The sequence below is a fragment of the Streptomyces sp. RKAG337 genome (assembly GCF_023701715.1).
Taxonomy (GTDB): Bacteria; Actinomycetota; Actinomycetes; order Streptomycetales; family Streptomycetaceae; genus Actinacidiphila.
The window spans coordinates 361,450-382,148 of record NZ_JAJOZA010000001.1 but is presented as its reverse complement, the minus strand read 5'-3'; the positions used below and the strand labels follow the sequence as shown (position 1 = coordinate 382,148).

The window sequence follows — 20,699 nt, the reverse complement described above, 5'->3', positions numbered from 1 at the left end:
CCTCAGGCAGGGAGCTCGGACAGTGATCTCAGGCGGGGCGGATGTCGTCGAGCTTCCAGCTGTGGTCGAAGTACGGCTCCAGGGGGCCGTAGAGGCGGAAGTAGCAGAACCAGTGGCGGCCGGGGACGGTCTGCACCCAGTTGGATTCCCTGCCGGCCGGGGCCTCCGGTCCGAAGTGCAGGTCGACCGATCCGTCCTCGTTGTACTCGAGCTCGGGGTCGCGCGATCCGCGGTCGCCGCGCTCCTGCGGGTTGTCGATCAAACAGCGGGTGTCGGCGGAGTAGACCGTCGCGGACCAGAACAGCTTCGCGGGCGGGTCGGCGGGCACGCGGAGGGTGTACCGGCGGGCGCCGTCGAGCCAGCGGCCGTCCATGTCGGTGTAGGTGCCCAGATAGGCCTGTCCGAGCCCGGGGGTCCGGCTCTTCATGGCCGCGGAGAAGCTGACCGCCTCGTAGAACCAGGCCGTCCGCTCCAGCAGCTGGTCGTAGCCGGCGGCGCGTTGGTCGGAGCGGTCGAGCATGAGGACCAGGTCCCACTGCCGGTCGGGCCAGTAGCGGGAGCCGGGGAACCGCTTGGCGAACGCGTTCGCCTGCGCCATCAGCTCGCCGGCCGCCGCGGCCTCGGTGAGAATGCGCGTCATGCGCTCGTCCGGGGTGAAGAGCTTGTCCTGCTCGATGCCCAGCTGCCGGAGCATGGCGAGGAAGAAGCGGTCGCGTTCGTCGACGACCTCGGACTGGTAGATCTCGTGCAGCCGCTCCCAGTACTCCAGCCCCTTCGGCTGGACGCCGGACCACGTCCGGCCGGCCGGCGAGAGCACCTTGGTCGGCGGGGGCGCGTCGCGGTGCGCGTAGGGGTAGAGCCCTACGGCGTCCACCAGCCGCTGGGCCTGCGCCGCGTCGGTTCCCAGGGTGCGGAAGCCGAACATCACGTTCATGCCGGTCGCGGTGAGGACGTGGTAGCCGTCGGCGTCGTCGGGCACGTCCTGGCCTGGCGGGACGATGAGATAGCGCCCGCCCTCGCCTTGGTCGGGGCCCATCTCACCCATCGCACCGATCTCGCGCTGCCAGAAGTCGGACACACCGCCCGCCGTGGGCCCGGCCGGCAGGTCCACCACGAGCGGTCCGGTGATGCCGAGGTCGATGAAGCCGAGGACGTAGGGAGTGGTGGTGTTGGCGGTGATCAGGCCCAGCCGGTCGCGATAGCTCTCGTAGTGGACCAGATCGCTGGGGCCCGCCCCGAACTCGTCGGTGTGCACCCGCTGCCACTGCGCGTACGAGACCAGGGGCAGCGCCCACAGATACGCCTGGGTGGCCATCTGGTGGTCGAGCTCGTCGAAGACGATGCCGAGGTCTTCGCGGCGCGGGAGCTCGCCGTCCATGACCACGGAGCCGAGCCGTCCTGGGTGGGCCGCAGGCGTGTCCATGGACCGAGCGTAGGGGCGGAATCCGCAGGTCGCAGCCGGAGCCCGCACCCGCCCCGACCCGCCGGAACGGCCCCGGCCCCGGTCCCGCCCTCGCATGGCGGTGACCGGACCGGGACCAGGACCGGCGGTGCGGTCAGAAGCCCGTGGTCCGTGCCACGGTGGTCCGGAACGCGCCGGCGGGTGCTGCTGTGGTCGGGGATGCGGTGTCGTGGGCGGGAGAGGACGGGCAGAACTCCGCCACCACGGGAGAGACCGGGCTCTCGACCCAGTCGGCGTTGATGTTGGAGGAGAGACTGTGCCGGCCGTCGCGGGTGGTGGTGGCGGACGAGGAGGAACCGAAGATCCCGCCGTCATGGCCCCAGACGGTCACCCCGCAGGGCAGCCGCACGGACATCATGGCCAGACCGTACCGGAGGTCGGGGGTGTCCGGGCCGGTCGACACGGTGGTCAGCATCTCGTCGAGCTGCTGGGCCGGGAGCAGCCGGCCGCGCAGAAGAGCGCTGAAGAAGCGGTTCAGATCCGCGGTGGTGGAGATCATCTCGCCCGCCGAGCCGGCCAGCGAAGGGTTGAACTCGGTGACGTCGTAGAGCCGGTCGGGAGTCTGGGGGAAGAGCACCGAGTAGGCGCGGCCGTGGCGGCCGGGAATCGTGGGCGAGGTGCCGGGCACGCTCGTCGAGCGCAGACCCAGCGGCCGCAGGATGCGCCGTTCGATCTCCTGGGCGTAGGAATGGCCGGTCACTTTCCGCACCACCATGCCGGCGACTATGTAATTGGTGTTGGAGTAGCTCCAGGACGTGCCCGGTGCGAAGTTCGGCGGGTGGGAGACGGCGATCGCGACGATCTGCTGCGGCCGGTATGTCTCGTAGCGGTGGTCGAGGAATCCCTGACCGCCCATTCGGGTCCGGATCGCGGGGTCTTCCGTGTAGTTGAAGAGCCCGCTGGTGTGGTTGAGCACCTGACGGAGCGTGATGTGCCGGCCGTCGTTGCCGTTCCCCTGGATCACGCCCGGCAGCAGCCGGTCCATCGTGTCGTCCAGGCTCAGCTTCTTCTCGGCCTCCAGTTGCAGTAGCACCGTCGCGACGAACGACTTGGTGATGCTGCCGATCCGGAACTCGTCACCGGGCCGGAACGGACGTCCTGACGCCGGATCCGCGGTGCCGGCCGCACCGAACCAGGTGTCCCCGCCCACCTGCGCCTGGGCCTGTACACCGGGAGCGCCCGCGGTGACGGTGCCGTCGAGGGCGGACTGGGTGGCGGCGTGCCCGGTAGGGAGTCCCGGCGCCGAGTGCGGTGCGGGGGAGGGGGCGGTCGTGGCGGCGGTGGCGGGCCCGGCCAAGAGGGTCGCGCCGGCCGCGAGCGCGGCCGTCAGGCCCAGTACGCCCCGGCCGAAGTGGAGTTTCGACATGGAGTTCCTCTCCATCGGTACGGAATCCCTTGCTGTGCGCGGCTTGTGTGCCGCGTGGGGCAGGACGCCGTCGATGGCTCCACTCGTTGACAGACCCCGAATGTCACCGGCAGGATTCGGCCAACCGGTTGGCGAGGACATTTCGGCGCGCGACCGGCGGGATTAATGCGTGCCTGCGCCGTGTCGTGTATCCGCAGCACGGGTTACGGGCCAGACGTCGAATTTTCTCTGGTGTCCTCGCTACCGTTGTTCCACAGGCCCGGCAGGCCGCCACCCCCGTGCGAACCTGCCGGGCCTGCTGCTGTCTGCTGCCTGCTGTCCCGCGGGGTACCGCCCTCAGCGCCTCAGCGCCGGATGCCGGGAATCAGACCAGGTGCAGATCGACGAAGCACCAGCTCCAGCTCTCGCCCGGCTCGAAGCTCCGCATCACCGGATGCCCGGTCTCCTCGAAATGCCCCGTGGCATGCCGGTACGGCGACGAGTCGCAGCAGCCGACATGGCCACAGACGAGACATAGCCTGAGCTGCACCGGATGGCTGCCCACGGCCAGGCACTCCAGGCAGGTGTCGCTCAGCGGAGCCGGCTCGAGGCGCGGCAGGTCGGGAACATGCGGGCACTCGCTCATGATTGCCAGGTTAGAGCGAGTGACGAGCATTCGAAGAACGAGAACGAGATGGGAACGGGCCGAAGCTGATGGATGCCATGCCACTGCTGATGTTGATCGCGTGCAGTGCGGTGATCGCGGCCGCGGCTCGCCGCACGCCCGTGCCCGCGCCGCTGCTGCTGGTCGCCGCCGGGCTGCTCGCGTCGTATGTGCCGGGCATCCCCGACTACACCCTCGACCCGGAGATCGTGCTGCCGCTGCTGCTGCCGCCGCTCCTGCACACGGCCGCCCTCGACAGCTCCTACCTCGATCTGCGGGCCAACGCGCGGCCGGTCGCGCTGCTCTCCGTCGGCTATGTGCTGTTCGCGACGATCGCCGTCGGATACGTCGCCTACCTGGTGGTGCCCGACCTGCCGCTGACCGCCGCCCTGGTGCTGGGCGCCGTGATCGCCCCGCCCGACGCGGTCGCCGCCACCGCCATCGCGCGGCGCCTCAAGCTGCCCAACCGGATCACCACGATCCTGCAGGGCGAGTCACTGGTGAACGACGCGACCGCGATCACCGCCTACAAGGTCGCCCTGGCCGCCGTCGTGGGAGAGGGAGCCACCTGGGGCGAGGGCATCAGGGAATTCGCCGTCGCTGCGGCGGGCGGTGTCGTCGTCGGCCTCATCCTCATGGTGCCGCTGCACTGGCTGCGCACCCATCTGAAGGAACCGCTGCTCCAGAACACCCTGTCGCTGCTCATCCCGTTCGTGGCCTACGCCGCGGCCGAGCGCGTCGGGGCGTCGGGCGTGCTCGCCGTCGTGGTCGTCGGGCTCTACCTGGGACACCGCTCCTGGCAGGTCGACTTCGCGACCAGGCTCCAGGAGGCGGCGGTGTGGAAGATGGTCGGCTTCATCCTGGAGTCGACGGTCTTCGCCCTCATCGGGCTGCAGTTGCGCGTGGTGCTCGGCGGGCTCGGCGAATACGGGGTGGGGGAGTCCATCTGGTACGCGTTCGCGGTCTTCATCGTCGTGGTGGCCGCCCGCTTCGCCTGGGTCTTCCCCGCGACGTTCCTGCCCCGCAAGCTCTCGTCCCGCATCCGGGAGCGCGAACCCGACACGAACTGGACCGGGCCCGTCATCGTCGGCTGGGCCGGGATGCGCGGCGTCGTCTCGCTCGCCATCGCGTTCTCGATCCCGCTGACGATGGACGACGGCGAGGCCTTCCCCGCCCGTAACCTGGTGCTCTTCCTGACGTTCACCACCGTGATCGCCACCCTGGTGGTCCAGGGCCTCACCCTGCCGCCGCTGATCCGCTGGCTGAAGATCCCGTCCCCCGACGTCCGCGCCGAGACGCTCGCCGAGGCACAGGCCCAGAGCGAGGCCTCGGCCGCCGCGGAACGCCTGCTCACCGAACTGCTCGCCGAGGAGTGGAACGACCTGCCGCAGCCGCTCGCCGACCGGCTGCGCACCGTCATGGACCGGCGGCGCAACGCCGTGTGGGAGCGGCTGGGCGCGGTCAACGAGGCCACCGGGGAGTCCGCGGACGGCACGTACCGGCGGCTCGCCCGACGGATGATCGGGGCCGAACGCGAGGTGTTCGTGGAACTGCGCGACGCCCGGCGCATCGATGACGAGATGCTCCGGACGCTGCTGCGCCGACTGGATCTGGAAGAGGCCGCCGCCTACCGCGAGGAGACGGGCTGACGGCGGCCGGCCGCTGCTGCGGGTGCTGCGCGGGTCAGCGCCGCACGGTCAGCGGCGTGCGCGCGAGTCGCCGAAGAATATCCGGTAGAGGATCAGCAGGACCAGCGAGCCGCCGATGGCCGCACCCCACGTGGCCAGGTCGAAGAAATGGTCCCCGACGGGCTTGTCGAGGAGACGGGCGGAGAGCCAGCCACCGACGAACGCGCCCGCGATACCGATCAGCGTGGTGATGATGATGCCGCCGGGATCACGTCCGGGCAGCAGAACCTTGGCGATGACCCCGGCGATGAGTCCGAGGACGATCCAGGCGATAATGCCCATGGTGCGTGCCTTCCTTTCGACGTACCACTTCCGCGGGGCGAACCCGCGTTCCCTCCGCACCGAAAGGGACGCAGCCCAGGTGCGAGGGGTTCCCGGGTGCCACTTCGGACAACGGTCTTCCCTGATGCGTTCCGTCTGCCCCGATCGCGGGGCAACATGTTCGCGTGTTGATACGCAGACGGACTCCCGCCCCGCCACCGGCCCCCGACGACCCCGTACTGGCCTATGCCCTCACGGACTTGGACTGGTACGCGCGCACTCGCGACGGCGCCCGCAGATGGCACTGGACCACCGAACTGGGCGCGCTGTCGGCGGGCTCCGCCACGGTGGTCGCGGCCGGAATCCAGGCGCCCGCCGCCGTCACGGCGACCGTGGCGGGCATCGCCGTGTTCATCGGCGGGTTCCGCCAGGTCTTCAACCACACCGAGCGCTACGTGCTGGCCGCCGAGTCCTGGTCGCGGCTGCGCCCGGCCGTCGAGCGGTACCGGCTGCTGCCGGAGGACGAACGGGACGCCGACGCCCGCCGGGTGCTGGTGGAGGCGATCGAGGCGGTCTCGGCCGCGGAGATCCAGAGCTGGGCCGTCCACCGGCGCGGAGCGCGGTCGGGTTCGGACGCCGGCCCGGGCATCGTGTAAGACCCGGCGGCATCATCCCGGCCCGCCGGAAGGGTGGTTGACGTGCGCGGTAGCCCCTGAACGCCACGGGAACGGCCCTCGCGGGACGGCCCGTAGCCGGTGTTAGAGTCGGCCCCGGCCGATGGGGGCGCAGTGGCGGAGGAAGCCGGCGAAGGCCGTGCGGGGGAGCGGGATCCGGCCGCGTTGGCCCGGCTGGTGGCGGGTGCGCAGCGCGGCGACCGGCTGGCGATGGACGAACTGCTCACCGTCCTCACCCCGTACGTCGGCCGGATCTGCGGCCCGGTGGCCCTCGAGGACGGGGACGACGCGGCCCAGGAGACACTGATCGCGGTCTTCCGCCACATCCGGAAGCTGAAGGAGCCCGCGGCGCTCTTCGGCTGGGTGCGGGTGATCGCCGTCCGCGAGGCCGTGCGCCTCGCGAAGCAGCGGCAGCGAACGGTCCCGGCGGAGCTGTCAGAACTGCCCGTGCCCGGCGATCCGGAACTCGCCCAGGACATCGGCGACGTGCTGCGGAGACTGTCGCCCGAACACCGCGCCGTTCTGATGCTCCGCCATGTCGAAGGGCTGGACGAACAGGAAGTGGCGCGGGTGCTCGCGGTCCCGCTGGGAACCGTCAGATCCCGGCTGTTCCGGGCCAGGAGGTCATTCCGCGGCGCCTGGGGCGGCGCCGGGAAGTGACCGTGCGTCGATCCGCCGCTGCAGCGCGGCCATCAGGGCGGCGCCGCGCGCCCGCGCCCCGGGCCGGCGCAGCCACTGGAGGGCGGCGCCGGCGGGGGAGCGGTAGGCGCTGAAGAAGGCGAACCGGGTGCCCGACCCGTCGGGCACCGCGGCCATGCCACCGGCCAGCAGCCGGCTCTGCATCAGACACCAGCCCGGCCGCAGCACGACCTCGAACCGCTCCCGGTGGCCGAGAACACTCACCGCCCGGAAGGACAGCCGCTCGTCGGACAGCCGGTCGTCGTCCGCCCGCCGATCCGCGGACCGTTCGGCGGTGAACGAGCGCAGGCCGGGGATGAGGTGCGGCAGTTCGCCCTCGAGGTCGGCGGCCACCGCCCACACCTGGTCCGGGGCGGCGTCGAAGTGGTGCTCGACGAACACGGCGTGTTTCGAGGCCCCCGCGACCACCCGCAGACGCCGCAGCGGATCGAGACCGGCCTGCGGCCAGTCGGCGTCGCCGTTCACCGGGCGTCGTTCATCGGGCATCGTTCATCGCGTTTCGTTCATCGGATCGGCTCCCCTTCGCACTGTCTGCGGGAGAGCGTCGCATCAACTCAGCTCGCGAACAAACGCCTGGCCGCCGCCACGACCAACTCCGGCCGCTCGTGCTGCGGGCAGTGCCCGCAGCCCGGGAGCACCTCGACGGCCAGCGCGTCGGCGAAGGGCTCACCGCATGCCAGCAGCCCTGGCGGGATGACCACATCGCGCTCGCCCGCCAGGAGCACGGTCGGGACGGTCAGCCGCAGGGAGTGGAACTCCTTGCGGCGCAGGGCCGCGATGTCGTGCGCCACGAACGCGCGGTGGATCCCCTCACCGGCTCGCGCGCTCCGCGGCTGCCGGGCCGCGGTGGCGAACTCCTCGACCTCGCCCGCGCGCCAGGCCGCGCGATCGGCCACCCCGCGCCGCAGCAGGTAGCGGGTGAACGCCGGCCAGCGCCGCAGGACCTGGCGGCCGAGCGGCGGCCACTCCAGCAGCACGGTGTACCAGAAGCGCCAGGCGTGCCGGAGGGTGTTCCGGCGGGTGGGCCAGGGGTGGACCATGTTCAGCGCGAGGAAGTGGCTGAAGCGTTCCGGAGACCGGGCGCAGGCGAGGAACCCCGCCCAGGCACCCCAGTCATGGGCGAGCAGCCGCACCCGCTCCAGCCCGAGCGCGTCCAGCACCGCGACGAGGTCCGCCGCCCGCCGGTCCGTGCCGTAGCCGCCGGGTGACGCCTCCGACCAGCCGAAGCCGGGCATGTCCAGGCAGATCAGCCGGTACTCACCGGCCAGCCCCGGCAGCAGGTGCCGCCAGGTGTACCAGTGCTGGGGGAAGCCGTGGACGAGCAGCACCGGCGGTGCGCCCGGGTCGCCGGCCTCGGCGTAGTGCAGCCGGACGCCGTCGGCCAGGACGTGGTGGTGGCGCACTCCCGGAACGGGAGGGTAGGGCCGGGAGGACGTCGTCTCCCCGGCCGTTGTCTCCCCGGTCGTCGCCTTCGGTGTCGCTGTTCCCGCCGTCCGCGGTGTGCGGGCTCCGGGTGTCCTCTGGACCGGCATGGGACCGCCTTCCGTGTGTTGTCCCTGTCCCTGTGCCGGTGGAGAGGGCGGCGGCGGTCGGTGCAATCCCCGGGCGGCCCGGATTTCCGTGTGCGGTGGGTCACACGCGGGGCGCCGGGTGGCGGCTGGAGGGGCGAGGAGGGAGGCGGAACCCCGTCCAGCCGCCGGTCAGGGCGTCCCGTGGGCCGGCGTCGTGGTCAGTTCACGGCGCCCACGGTGAATCGACGGACCAGGTGGTGTCCTCGGTGAAGGTGGCCGGGTTGTCCCAGGTGTGACCGCCGCCCGGAGTGGCCAGCCAGACCTCGGCGTTGATGTGCCGGATGTAGCTCCCCGGGTAGTTGGCGGCCGAGAACCGTACGCCGCCGTTGCCCTGGACGGCGCAGAAGGTGGCGTCGGCCTTGAAGAGCGCCGATCCGTCGTCGGGATCCCGCCGGACCCGGAAGTTCTGGTGGCGGAGGAACTCGCCGGGGAAGTTGCGGGACTCGAAGGAGTAGCAGGCGCTGTTGGCGAGGCCGGTGACGATCTTCCAGGTCGCGTCGCTCTTCAGCACCGCGCCGCTGTTGCCGTCGACGACCTCCGTGTACGCCAGCGCGTCGGAGTGGCGCAGATACCGGTTGGTGAAGCCCGGGGTGGTGACCCGCAGGGACTTGTACTGGCCGACGGGGAGGACGACCGGTGGCGGCGGGTTGAGGGAGGCGTTGATCAGCGCCCGGTTGGCGGCCTTCACCCGGGCCGCGTCGACCTTCATGACCTGACGGTCATAGGTGAGCAGGCCGTTGACCTCGTTCTCGACGTCGGTGATCTCGGTGTAGACCGACGCGGAGAGACCGGCGGGCAACTGGTTGAGGCGGATGGCGTCGAGCAGTCCGGTGAACCGGTTGTTGAGGGCCGCCAGACTCGGCTGGTCCTCGTAGCTGAACCCGCCGCCCGGATACCACTCGTGGCCCGCCACCTTGAAGCCTAGCCCGCCGTACTCACCCAGCACGGCGGCGCGGGTGGGGCTCGGAGCGGTGTTGCCAGGACCGACGTAGTTGTGGTTGTCGACGACGTCCCCGTTGCCGCCGTCGACGGAGCCGCAGCAGTTGACACCGCTCATGTTGTCGACGAGCCGGGACGGGTCGTAGGCCTTGACGTCGTTGGCGATACGGGCCTGGTCGTACTGGCCCCAGCCCTCGTTCTGGTCCACCCACTGGATCAGCGCGGGGGAGCTGCGGTGCTGGTCGATGACCGCGTGGAACTCGGTCTCCCACTGGGCGCGGGCCGCGCTGTCCGGTGACTTGCCCGTGTCCATGGCGGGCATGTCCTGCCACACCAGCAGCCCGAGCCGGTCGGCCCAGTAGAACCAGCGCTGCGGTTCGACCTTGATGTGCTTGCGGACCATGTTGAAGCCCAGGTCCTTGTGCGCCTGCAGATCGGACCTGAGCGCGGCGTCGGTCGGCGCGGTGTAGATGCCGTCCGGCCAGAAGCCCTGGTCGAGCGTGCCGCTCTGGAAGACGAACGTGCCGTTCAGGACGGGCCGCATGATGTTGCCGACCTTGGCGACCGCGATCGACCGCATCCCGGTGTAGCTGCCGACCGAGTCGACGGTCGCGCCGCCGCTGGTGAGATCGGCGCGCACGTCGTACAGGAACGGGTCGTCCGGGCTCCACCGATGCGCGTTGGGCACGCCGACGGAGAACTCCGTGCCGACGGGCCCGGTCGCGGTGCCGACCGTGGTGCCTCCGGTGGAGACGGTGACCCTGGCGCTCTGGCCGCTGATGCCGTCACCCCTGACGGTGACGCGCAGCGTGTTGTTCGCCAGGTTCGGGTTCATGTCCACGCGGGTGATGTGCGCGGCGGCGACGGGCTCCAGCCAGACGGTCTGCCAGATCCCGGAGGCGGCGGTGTAGAAGATCCCGCCGCCCGGGTGCGGGGCGACTTCGTTGATCCGTTGCTTGCCGACGGCCTGGCCGCCGGTCTGGGTCGGGTCGTAGACCGAGACCACGACGGTGTTGGAACCGCCGGTCAGCAGCGAGGTGATGTCGTAGCCGAAGGCGTCGTAGCCGCCCTTGTGCGCCGTCCCGGCCTGGCGGCCGTTGACCCACACCGTCGTCTGCCAGTCGGAGGCGCCGAAGTTGAGCTGTACGCGGCGGCCGTTCCAGGTGCCGGGGACGGTGAACGTGCGCTTGTACCAGAGCTTGTCGTTCTGGGTGATCTTGCGCTGGATGCCCGACAGCGCGGACTCGGCGACGAACGGGACGCGGATCTGCTCGGTGAACGCCGCGGGCTGGGCGGCGTCGCGGCCGGTGACGGCGAAGTCCCAGATGCCGTTGAGATTGGCCCAGTCGGGCCGGGTGAGCTGGGGGCGGGGGTACTCGGGCAGCGGGTTGTCGACCGGAACCTGGTTCGTCCAGGGGGTGGTCATGGGGGAGGGCTTCGGCGACCAGGCGGCGGCACTGGCCGGCGCCGGACCGAGGGCGGCGAGCGCGCCGGCGGCGAGCGCCAGCACCGCGAACGCGGAGACGAGCCGGCGCCGCCAGGGCGGGTGCCCGGTGCCGGGTGGACGTTTCATCAGAGCGGCTCCTTCGTGGGGGTGGGCCGTGCCGGGTCCGTCGTCGTGCCGTGCAAGTCCTGCCGGATCAAGGGGTGTTGGCAGCAACTCTTCTAACGTTGGAAATGCCATGCCCAGCGGAATGACAGCACGCCGCCCAGTCACTGTCCAGACCTCCGGCAGCAATCAGCCACTGCGGTACTGGGGTTGTTGTGCCCACGGCAGGGGCGCGGCACCGGCGCTGCCTGGAGCTTTACCGTCGGCGCGGGGGTGGAGAGGCCCATCGTTGTCATTTAACGATGTAAAGCGCAGCACCACCCCGGTCGGACGAGGTGGCGCGTGTGGTGGCCGGGTGTGGGGAGGTACGCGGTGCGGTCCGGTCAGGTGTGCCGCACCGCGTACCGGCTTACGGCCGGCCCAGGTTCCACGTCAGTGCCGGGCGGGCGCGATCGGCGAGCCCGTGGGCCTGGTCCGCCCACCAGACGCCGGCGGCCGGGTCGGTGATGCCGTACTCCGGATCGGTCGGTCCCGAAGTGCCGCGCGTGCAACTGCCGTCGGACTCCCCGGGGACTTTGATCCACAGAAACGCGTCGAGCAGCGGGACTCCGGTGGCGGCGGTGGGCCGGGTGCCCAGCCCGCGTCCCGGAGGGTTGCACCAGGTCTGCGGATCGCTGTAATCGGCGGCCGGGGTCCACGGACCCTGGCCGTTGCGGCTGCTGTCGATCACGAAGTGCGGGAGCACGGCATCCGCGGGCACATGGCTCGCGTACCAGGCGTCCGCGTCGGCGGCCGGCCAGTACTGGTTCGCGCAGTCGCCGGCTGCCGCACCGGGGACGTTGCGCAGGTACCAGGTGCACTGCGCGACCTGGGTGCCGTAACGGATCAGGTCCGCGTCGGTCCGGTAGTTGGAGACGTTCAGGAAGAAGCCCTGCGCCTGGGCGATGCCGCCCTCGACCAGCAACCCGGCCATCACGCCCACGTTCTGCCAGGCGCTGTGCCCGGCGTCGAGGTAGACGACCGCGCCGGGCTGTCGCTCCAGCCGTTGCACGGCGCCACGGATCTCGGCGATCCGGTCCGCCTGCTGAGCGGCGGTGCCGCCGCAGTACGCCGGGCTCAGTGCCAGACCGTCCGGCTCCAGGACGACGACGGTGCGATGGCCGCCGATGCCGCGGGCGAGGGCGTCGATCCACGCTGCGTACTCGGCGGAGTTCGACGCGCCGCCCGCTGAGTACTGGGAGCAGTCACGGCCCGGCACGTTGTAGGCCACCGCCACCGGCACCTGGTGCTGCAGCGCCGCTCTGGCCTGCAGCTTCGTCATGTCGGCGGTGGTCTGTTGAGGCGTGCTCGTGCCGTTGAACCACTGTGCCACCGGCCAGGAGGCCAGCTTCGCCATCGACAGGGCGCCGGTGTAGTCGTGCGCCCTGAGGTCGGCCACCGCCTGGTGCGCCGCCTTGCTGTCGAGGTCGGTGTAGAAGCGGGTGGCGGCCGGGAGCGAGTGGTCGGTGGTCGTGGTGGTGGCGCCTGCGGCCGGGGTGGGCAGGACGCAGAACGCGGTCGCGGTGGCGGCCGCTGTGGCGGTCAGAAACGTGGCCCAGCGACGGAGATGTGGGAGCGCTCCCATGGATGTTCGGTTCATTGTGCCCACTTCCTCTTCGATTCGCATCAGGAATGTTCGTTCAAGAGATGAACGCTGCTCGGCATCTTGACGCCGCCTGCGGGCGTCGCTTCTATGGCGCGGGGCCGTGGTGGTCATTCGTGGCTATGAAAACTGAAGGAATCGTGCCGCAGATCCCTGCTTCTGGCCAGTCCCTCGACGGGTATTGCGGAGGTGATGTTCCGAGAAGAGTGGAAGCGCTCCCACGCGCGAATGATCAGAGCCGCACCACCAGAGCCGCACCATCCGAGCTGAACCGTCAGAGAGGAACAGGGACGTGCTCCATCTCTTGCGCCGACTGCGCACGGCCGGCACCACCGTCGCGGTCATGGCCGCGCTGCTCATCCCGCTCGCCGGAACCCAGGGCGCGCAGGCCGCCGACACCGCCTTACCCGCCCGTACCGAGCCCGCCGCAGCCGTGGCCAACGCATCCGCCGTCGGAGCGGGCTACTGGCACACCAGCGGACGGCAGATCCTGGACGCGGCCAACCAGCCGGTCCGGATCGCCGGAGTGAACTGGTTCGGATTCGAGACCGCCAACTACGTGCCGCACGGCCTCTGGTCGCGCGACTGCAAGAGCATGATCGACCAGATGAAGTCGCTGGGCTACAACACGATCCGGCTGCCGTACAGCGACGACATCTTCAAAGGCACCGTCCCGAACGGCATCAACACCTCCGGCGGGATGAACGCCGATCTCCCGGGCCTGACGTCGCTCCAGGTGATGGACAAGATCGTCAACTATGCCGGGACGATCGGCCTCAAGGTCATCCTGGACCGGCACCGTCCCGACTCCAGCGCCCAGTCCGCGCTCTGGTACACCGCAGCGGTCCCCGAGTCGACCTGGATCGGCGACCTCACCGCGCTGGCGACCCGCTACCGGGGCAACCCCGCCGTCATCGGCATCGATCTGCACAACGAACCCCACGACCCGGCCTGCTGGGGCTGCGGCGACACCTCCGTCGACTGGCGGCTGGCGGCCGAGCGCGGCGGGAACGCGGTGCTCGCGGCCAACCCGTCCCTCCTCGTCTTCGTCGAGGGCATCCAGACCTACAACGGCGACTCGTACTGGTGGGGCGGCAACCTGCAGGGCGCCGGCCAGAACCCGGTCCGGCTGAACATCGCCAACCGGCTCGTGTACTCCGCACACGACTACGCGACCAGCGTCTTCGCCCAGACCTGGTTCAGCGACCCCACCTTCCCCAACAACATGGCGGGCATCTGGAACAAGAACTGGGGCTATCTCTTCCAGCAGAACACCGCCCCGGTCTGGCTGGGGGAGTTCGGCACCACCCTGCAGTCCTCCGTGGACCAGACCTGGCTCAGGACACTCGTGCAGTATCTGCGCCCCACGGCCCAGTACGGAGGCGACGCCTTCCAGTGGACCTTCTGGTCATGGAACCCCAACTCCGGTGACACCGGCGGGATCCTCAACGACGACTGGACCACCGTCAACACCGCCAAGGACGCCTATCTGAGCAGCATCAAGGCGCCCTCCTTCGGCTCCGGCGGCGGAGGCGGCGACACCCAGCCGCCGGGCGCGCCCCCGAACCTCGCGGTCACCGGAACCACCGGCACCACCGCTTCCCTGTCCTGGGGCGCGGCCACCGACAACGTGGGCGTCACCGGCTACGACGTCTACCGTGGCGGCGCACTGGCCGGCAGCAGCACCGGGACCACCTACACCGACACGGGTCTGACCCCGTCGACCGCGTACGTCTACACCGTCAAGGCCCATGACGCGGCCGGGAACGCCTCGCCCGCGTCCGGTGCCGTCACCGCCACCACGGCCCCCGGCGGGGGTGGTGGCTCCGGGTGCGTGGCGGGCTGGCATGTCGACAGCCAGTGGACACCGGGCTTCAACGCCACTGTCACCGTCACCAATTCGGGGACAGCTCCCAGTAAGTCCTGGACGGTCAACTGGACCTGGCCCGATGGGCAGCACGTGTCGAGCTTCTGGAACGCGGCCGTCCAGCAGTCCGGTACGGGGGTGAGCGCCGCGAACCTCGCGTACAACGGCGTGATCGCTCCCGGCGCGTCGACCTCCTTCGGAATCCAGGGCACCTGGAGCGGCACCAACACGGCTCCCACGCTGACCTGTACCGCGTCCTGACCGGATCGGCATTCCTGACCGGTCCCGTGGGGCGGCGCACCCGCCGCCCCACGGGACCACCCACCAAGACTCAGCGCAGGTGCGGGAAGCGGAACTCGGTGCGGCTGCGGAAAGCGGTGCCGGGTCGTAGCACGGTCGTGGGGTAGGACGGCCGGTTGGGCGAGTCGGGGAAGTGCTGGGTCTCCAGGCAGACGGCGCCGTGCCGTTCATGGCGATTGCCTTCGGCGTCGCTGAGCGAGCCGTCGAGGTGGTTGGACGTATAGACCTGGAGGCCGGGCTCGGTCGTCCAGACCTGGAGCTCCCGTCCTGACCCGGGATCCCGCAGCAGGGCGGCGGACCGCAGACCGTCAGGGCCCTCCGGCGGGCGCAGGACCCAGCAGTGGTCGTATCCGTCGGCGTCCTTCAGCTGCGGATCGTCGCTCGCCAGGCCGTCGCCCAGCCGGCGCGGTGCGGTGAAGTCGAAGGGCGTGCCGGTCACTTCCCGGGCCGGCCCGAGCGGGATCGCGTCCGCCGACACCGGGAGATAGCGGTCCGCGCCGACGCTCAGCCAGTGGTCCAGCACAGCGCCCGCTGCTGCCCCGGCCCCCACGCCCACTCCCGCCCCAGTCCTCACACCCGCTCCCGCTCCCGCCAGATTGAAGTAGGCGTGATGGGTGAGGTTGATGACGGTCGGCCGGTCGGTGACGGCTTCGAAGGTGACGGAGAGCGTGCCCCGGTCGTCGAGCGCGTACGTCGCCGTCACCGTCAGCTCACCGGGGAACCCCATGTCGCCGTCGGGGCTGCACAGCGTCAGCCGTACGTCGGCGCCGTCTCCGACCGGTTCCGCCTGCCACACCCGGCTGTTGAAACCCTCGGGGCCGCCGTGCAGGGCGTGCCCGTGGTCGTTGGCCGGTATGTGGTGTTCCTGCCCGTCGAGGGTGAACCGGCCGCCCGCGATGCGGTTGGCGTAGCGCCCGACCAGGGCGCCGACATACGGGTTCGGCGCGGCGTAGCCGGCCAGGTCCGGCAGTAGTGCCAGGACGACGGAACGGCTGTGGCCCGCGCGGTCCGGGACCGTGAGGGCGTGCAGGATGCCCCCGTAGGTGAGGACCTCGGCGGTGACTCCGGTCGTCGACCGCAGCGTCCAGCGGTCGACGGCCCGGCCGTCCGGGGTGACGCCGAACGGTTCACGGTGCGCTGCGGGTCGGGGCATGGTGAGTCCTCGGGAAGAGTGTGGTGCCAGGACGGTTACGCGGCAGGCGGTGCCCGGGAAGGGCGACCGCGGTCAGCAGGGGCGGCGGGCGGTGGACTCCCTGGCCACCAGCGTGTAGCCGGGCTGGATCCGCTCCGGCACCAGGTCGGGGGCGCCCGCGAGCCGGGCCACCACCCGTTCGACCGCCAGCCGGGCGATGGCCTGCTTGTCGGGGGAGACCGTGGTGAGGGCGATGGTCGAGAACCGCCCCTCCTCGATGTCGTCGAAGCCGACCACGGCGACATCGTCCGGTACCCGCAGCCCGCGGTCGGTCAGCGCGCGCATCGCGCCGATCGCGATCAGGTCGTTGTACGCGAAGACGGCGTCGGGCCGCTCCCCGCGGTCCAGCAGGGCGTTCATGGCGGCGGCGCCGTCGACCCGGCCGTAGCCGTCGGTGGCGGCCACCAGCGAGTCGTCGCAGGGCAGTCCGGCGGCGGTCAGCTCCTCCCGCCAGCCGCGCAGCCGCAGGTGGGCGGGCTGCCTGGCGCTCTCCCTGCGGGCGCCGAGGAACGCGATCCGCCGGTGCCCGAGCCCGGTGAGATGGCGTACGGCGGTGCGCGCGGCGGAGACGTTGTCGATGGCGATCTGGTCGTAGGGGGCGTCGTACTCGCGCTCGCCGAGCAGCACCAGCGGGGCGTCGTCGGTCCGGCCCAGCAGGTCGGCGGCCTCCAGCTCGATGGGGCTGAGGATCAGGCCGTCGATGACATGGGCGCGGAAGCCCTGCGAGACCAGGATCTCCTTCTGCCGTTCCCCCGCCGTGTGGTCGAGCAGGACGGTGTAGTCGTGCCGGGCGGCGGCGTCGACGACGGCGCCCGCGAGTTCCGCGAAGTACGGGTTGCCCAGCTCGGGGACGGCGAGCGCGATGATTCCGGTGCGGCCCTTGCGCAGATGCCGGGCGGTGAGGTTGGGGCGGTAGCCGAGCTCGTCGATGGCCCGTTGCACCTTCGCGCGCATTCCGGGGGTGACGTGCGGATAGTTGTTGACCACGTTCGAGACGGTCTTGATGGAAACGCCCGCCAGCTGCGCGACGTCCTTGAGGCTGGCGCCCACGAATGTCCTTCCTTCGGCCGAGCTGTCGAGATCCGGGCTGTCGGGCCCGGCGGTTGAGACCCGGCGGTTTCCGGCCCCAGTGTGCTGGTTCCGGCTCCGCCCGGTCCACGACCTGCGGCGGAGCCGGACGGTTCAGGTACTGCGGCGGGCCGCGGACAGATAGCGCTGGGCGACCACCACGAGGATCAGGAAGCCGCCGCTGACCACCGACTGGTAGGAGGAGTTCAGCGAGCCGATCTGGTTGATCAGATTCTGGATCACCGCCAGCAGCAGGACGCCCCACAGGGTGCCGGAGACCGAGCCCGCGCCGCCGACCAGCAGCGTGCCGCCGATCACGACGGCGGCGATGGCGTCGAGTTCCATCCCCACGCCGATGATGGTGACGCCCGAGGAGAGCCGGGCGGCGTTGAGCGCGCCCGCGAGCCCGGCCAGCAGCCCGCTCAGCACGTACACCAGGACCTTCGTCCTGGCCACCGGCAGACCCATCAACGTGGCGGCGTCGCTGCTGCCGCCGACCGCGAACAGGGTCTGGCCGAACGAGGTGCGCTGCAGCACCAGACCGCCGGCCGCGAACAGCGCCAGCGCGATGAACACCGGGTATCCGAAGCCTCCGAGGCTGCCGCCGCCCAGTTCGGCGAAGGCCGAGCCGCGCGGCACCAGATAGGTGGTGGCGCCTTCGTGCGTGAGGGCGAGCAGCAGTCCGCGCGCGCCGAGCAGCGAGGCCAGCGTCACGATGAACGGTGCCATGCCGGCCCGCGCGACGAGCAGGCCGTTCACCGCCCCGATCGCCCCGCAGACGGCGAGCGGCACCAGGAGCGCGGGCAGCACGCCCCACTGCGAGGCCCAGGCAGCGAGCACCCCGCCGAGCGCGAAGACGGAACCGACGGACAGGTCGATGCCGCCGGAGACGATCACCAGCGTCATCCCGAGGGCGACGATCGACAGGAAGGACGCCTGGACCGTCACCCCGCGCGCGTTGTCCAGGCTCGCGAAGGACGGGAAGACGAACGAGGAGACGAGGACCACCAGCAGCAGGACCGCGAGGACGCCCTGCCGCTGCAGCAGTTCGGCCGCGCGCTGCCGGCCGGTGGGGCGGGCGGTCGGGCCGGCGGTGTACGCCGGGACCGCCTGACGGGGAACGGTGGGTGCGGAGGTGGCTTTGGCGAGGGACTTCATCGGGATCGACGCTCCCGGGCGACATAGACGGCGACGAGGATGATGGCCGCCTGGGCCATCTGGGCGGTGGAGTCGTGCAGATTGTGGGTGACCAGGGTGGCGTGCAGCAGCTGCATCAGCAGGGCGCCCGTCACCGTGCCCAGGACCCGCACCGAACCACCGGTCAGCGGGGTGCCGCCGACGACCACGGCGGTGATGGCGGACAGCTCCATCAGGTTGCCGAGCGCGGAGGGATCGCTGGCGGTCAGCCGCGCGGTGGCGAGGACGCCGGCCAGCGCCGCCAGGACACCGCACAGCACGTACACGCCGATCAGCACGCGTTTGACGGGCAGACCGGCCAGCGCGGCGGCGGCCCGGTTGCCGCCGACCGCGACGAGCTGCCGCCCGAAGGTGGTGCGCTGGACGAGGAACGCGATGACGACGGCGAGCACCCCGGCGATCAGGACGACCAGCGGGATGCCGAGCAGGCTGTCGGTTCCCAGGCCCAACAGGTCGCGGTTCTGGATCTGTTTGAGCTGTCCGTCCGCGATGACCAGCGCCAGACCGCGGCCGCCGACGAAGAGCGCGAGGGTGGCGACGATGGGCTGCAGTCCCACGAGCGCGACCAGCGAGCCGTTCACCAGGCCGACCACGACGCCGGCGAACAGCGCGAGCAGCAGCGCCGGGGCCAGACCGTAGCCGAGGTAGAGCGGCAGCAGCGCGCTGGCCAGCGCCATCGTGGAGCCGACCGACAGATCGACGCCCTCGGTGCCGATGACCAGCGCCATGCCGAGCGCGACGATGACGACGGGGGAGACCTGGACGAGCTGGGTGCGCAGATTGTCGACGGTCAGGAAGTGGTCGGTGAAGACCGCGTTGAAGAGCAGGAGCGCGGCGACGGCGCCGTAGACGCCGTACCGCTGGAGCAGCCCGGTGACCCGGGACCTGTCGAACCCGCGGGCGGCGAGGGTGATCGGGACGTCGGTCATCGCCGGTCCTCCTTGGGGGCCGCGAGTTCTTCGGGGGCCACGGATTCCTTCGTCCCGCCGGCCGTCTCATCAGCTGTCTCATCGGCCAGGACGGCGAGGAGTTCGCTCTCCTCGACCCGGTCGCCGGTCAGTTCACCGGCCACCGAGCCGCCGCGCAGGACGAGGATGCGGTCGGAGCCCTCGATGAGCTCCTCGATGTCGGAGGAGATCAGCAGTACGGCCAGTCCCTCCTGCGCGAGGTCGTCGATCAGCGCCTGCACCTCGGCCTTGGCGCCCACGTCGATGCCCCGGGTGGGCTCGTCGAGCAGCAGGACCTTGGGCTCCAGGCAGAGCCAGCGGGCCAGCAGCACCTTCTGCTGGTTGCCGCCGGACAGTTCGCCGACCTTCTGCTCCGGGCTGGACGCCTTGATCCGCAGCCGCTTCATGAACACCTCGACGATGCGGTCCTGCCGCCCGCGCGAGACGATCCCGGCGCGCGAGAGCCGGGGCAGCGCGGCGAGCACGATGTTCTCCCGTACCGACAGACCGGGGACGATGCCCTCCGCCTTGCGGTCCTCGGGCAGCAGGCTGATCCCGGCCCTGATCGCCGCGGCGGGGGTGAGCCGGCGCAGGGTGCGGCCGCCGACGCTGATCGTGCCGCCGTCCAGCGCCAGCGCCCCGGCGACGGCCTTGGCGGTCTCGCTGCGGCCGGAGCCCAGCAGTCCGCCCAGGCCGAGGACCTCGCCCGGATGCAGTTCCAGGCCGACGTCCCGCAGTACCTGCCCACTGGTCAGTCCGGTCGCGGTGAGCACGGGGCGGCGCTCGGCCCGGTGCCCTTCGCCGAAACCGGTGGTGCCGTGCCGCCGGACCTCCGCGATCTCGCGGCCGAGCATCATCGACACCAGCCGCATCCGGTCGAGGTCGCGCAGCTCGCCGGTGTGCACGTGTCTGCCGTCCCGCAGGACCGTGACGCGGTCGCAGATCCGGTACAGCTCGTCCAGCCGGTGGCTGACGTAGACGATGGCGATGCCCCGGTCGTGCAGCTCGCCGATCACCCGGAAGAGCGTCTCGACCTCGCGGGGTTCGAGCGAGGACGTGGGCTCGTCCATCACGACCACCCGGGCCCGCACGGACACCGCCCGCGCCAGGGCCACCATCTGCTGGGTACCGACGCCGAGCGTGTGCAGCGGCCGGCGCGGATCGGCGCTGACCCCGAAGCCGGTCAGCAGCCCGGCGGCCTCGCGGTGCATCCGGGGGAAGTCGATCAGGCCGAACCGGTTCTTCGGCTCGCGGCCGAGGAAGATGTTGCGGGCCACACTCAGCAGCGGGACGAGGTTGACCTCCTGGTAGATGGTCGAGATCCCCGCCTGCTGCGCCTCGTAGGGGCGGTGGAACGAGACCGGGGCGTCGGCGAGCCGCAACTCTCCGCCGTCCGGGCGGTGGACCCCGGTGAGCAGCTTGATCAGCGTCGACTTGCCGGCGCCGTTCTCGCCGACCAGCGCGTGGATCTCACCGGCTCGCAGGGCGAAGGACACCTTGTCGAGCGCCACCACGCCGGGGAAGCGTTTGCTGACGCCGACGGCCTCCAACACGGCCGGGGCGCCGGGTGGTTCCGCGGTGCCGGCCGGCACGGACGCCGCCTCGACGGCTTCGGATGGTGCCATGGTCGTGGC

17 protein-coding genes are annotated in these 20,699 nt (G+C 71.0%); 4 read left to right on the top strand and 13 right to left on the bottom strand.

What is annotated here, in order from left to right:
* Positions 1-28 precede the first annotated feature (28 nt).
* The 3 genes from LNW73_RS01715 to LNW73_RS01705 form a co-directional block, all read right to left on the bottom strand.
* Positions 29-1,423: a DUF1254 domain-containing protein gene (locus LNW73_RS01715; RefSeq protein ID WP_250988557.1), complete on the bottom strand. Its 1,395-nt coding sequence runs from the start codon at positions 1,421-1,423 to the stop codon at positions 29-31.
* Positions 1,424-1,556: 133 nt separating this feature from the next.
* Positions 1,557-2,828, bottom strand: a complete 1,272-nt coding sequence (locus tag LNW73_RS01710; protein WP_250988556.1) for a serine hydrolase domain-containing protein — start codon at positions 2,826-2,828, stop codon at positions 1,557-1,559.
* Positions 2,829-3,192: 364 nt separating this feature from the next.
* Positions 3,193-3,453, bottom strand: coding sequence for a UBP-type zinc finger domain-containing protein (locus LNW73_RS01705; protein WP_138354227.1), 261 nt, complete (start codon positions 3,451-3,453; stop codon positions 3,193-3,195).
* 68 nt (positions 3,454-3,521) lie between these two features.
* Here LNW73_RS01705 and LNW73_RS01700 point away from each other — a divergent pair, with 68 nt between their 5' ends.
* Complete coding sequence (locus tag LNW73_RS01700; RefSeq protein WP_250988555.1) at positions 3,522-5,120, top strand: Na+/H+ antiporter; 1,599 nt, start codon at positions 3,522-3,524, stop codon at positions 5,118-5,120.
* A 48-nt stretch (positions 5,121-5,168) separates the two neighbouring features.
* On the opposite strand, the gene LNW73_RS01695 is transcribed toward LNW73_RS01700, so the two are convergent.
* Entirely contained in the window at positions 5,169-5,441 is a 273-nt protein-coding gene (locus LNW73_RS01695) for a GlsB/YeaQ/YmgE family stress response membrane protein (protein ID WP_250979074.1), read from the bottom strand.
* Positions 5,442-5,605: 164 nt separating this feature from the next.
* On the opposite strand from LNW73_RS01695, the gene LNW73_RS01690 reads away from it, so the two are divergent.
* Together LNW73_RS01690 and LNW73_RS01685 are read left to right on the top strand one after the other, a co-directional pair.
* A complete protein-coding gene (locus LNW73_RS01690) occupies positions 5,606-6,076 on the top strand; it encodes an SLATT domain-containing protein (protein ID WP_244809593.1) in 471 nt (156 codons plus the stop codon).
* 228 nt (positions 6,077-6,304) lie between these two features.
* Positions 6,305-6,754, top strand: coding sequence for an RNA polymerase sigma factor (locus tag LNW73_RS01685; RefSeq protein ID WP_250992771.1), 450 nt, complete (start codon positions 6,305-6,307; stop codon positions 6,752-6,754).
* Here LNW73_RS01685 and LNW73_RS01680 read toward each other — a convergent pair.
* The 4 genes from LNW73_RS01680 to LNW73_RS01665 form a co-directional block, all read right to left on the bottom strand.
* A complete protein-coding gene (locus LNW73_RS01680; protein ID WP_250988554.1) occupies positions 6,719-7,279 on the bottom strand; it encodes a hypothetical protein in 561 nt (186 codons plus the stop codon). The two genes, LNW73_RS01685 and LNW73_RS01680, sit on opposite strands and share 36 nt — an antisense overlap.
* A gap of 68 nt (positions 7,280-7,347) precedes the next feature.
* Positions 7,348-8,196: an alpha/beta fold hydrolase gene (locus LNW73_RS01675; protein WP_250988553.1), complete on the bottom strand. Its 849-nt coding sequence runs from the start codon at positions 8,194-8,196 to the stop codon at positions 7,348-7,350.
* Positions 8,197-8,527: 331 nt separating this feature from the next.
* On the bottom strand, positions 8,528-10,876 hold the full coding sequence (locus LNW73_RS01670) for an AbfB domain-containing protein (protein ID WP_250988552.1): 2,349 nt from the start codon (positions 10,874-10,876) through the stop codon (positions 8,528-8,530).
* 385 nt (positions 10,877-11,261) lie between these two features.
* Positions 11,262-12,476, bottom strand: coding sequence for a glycoside hydrolase family 6 protein (locus LNW73_RS01665; RefSeq protein WP_250988551.1), 1,215 nt, complete (start codon positions 12,474-12,476; stop codon positions 11,262-11,264).
* A 361-nt stretch (positions 12,477-12,837) separates the two neighbouring features.
* On the opposite strand from LNW73_RS01665, the gene LNW73_RS01660 reads away from it, so the two are divergent.
* A complete protein-coding gene (locus LNW73_RS01660; RefSeq protein WP_285392190.1) occupies positions 12,838-14,622 on the top strand; it encodes a cellulase family glycosylhydrolase in 1,785 nt (594 codons plus the stop codon).
* Between the two features lie 70 nt (positions 14,623-14,692).
* On the opposite strand, the gene LNW73_RS01655 is transcribed toward LNW73_RS01660, so the two are convergent.
* The 5 genes from LNW73_RS01655 to LNW73_RS01635 all read right to left on the bottom strand — a co-directional run bounded on the left by LNW73_RS01655 (position 14,693) and on the right by LNW73_RS01635 (position 20,690).
* On the bottom strand, positions 14,693-15,814 hold the full coding sequence (locus LNW73_RS01655) for an aldose epimerase family protein (protein WP_250988549.1): 1,122 nt from the start codon (positions 15,812-15,814) through the stop codon (positions 14,693-14,695).
* Between the two features lie 72 nt (positions 15,815-15,886).
* Positions 15,887-16,903, bottom strand: a complete 1,017-nt coding sequence (locus LNW73_RS01650) for a LacI family DNA-binding transcriptional regulator (protein WP_250988548.1) — start codon at positions 16,901-16,903, stop codon at positions 15,887-15,889.
* A 132-nt stretch (positions 16,904-17,035) separates the two neighbouring features.
* Complete coding sequence (locus LNW73_RS01645; RefSeq protein WP_250988547.1) at positions 17,036-18,079, bottom strand: ABC transporter permease; 1,044 nt, start codon at positions 18,077-18,079, stop codon at positions 17,036-17,038.
* Positions 18,076-19,047, bottom strand: a complete 972-nt coding sequence (locus tag LNW73_RS01640) for an ABC transporter permease (protein ID WP_250988546.1) — start codon at positions 19,045-19,047, stop codon at positions 18,076-18,078. Before LNW73_RS01640 ends, LNW73_RS01645 begins: the two co-directional genes overlap by 4 nt.
* Positions 19,044-20,690, bottom strand: a complete 1,647-nt coding sequence (locus LNW73_RS01635; RefSeq protein WP_250988545.1) for a sugar ABC transporter ATP-binding protein — start codon at positions 20,688-20,690, stop codon at positions 19,044-19,046. Before LNW73_RS01635 ends, LNW73_RS01640 begins: the two co-directional genes overlap by 4 nt.
* Between the last annotated feature and the right edge of the window lie 9 nt (positions 20,691-20,699).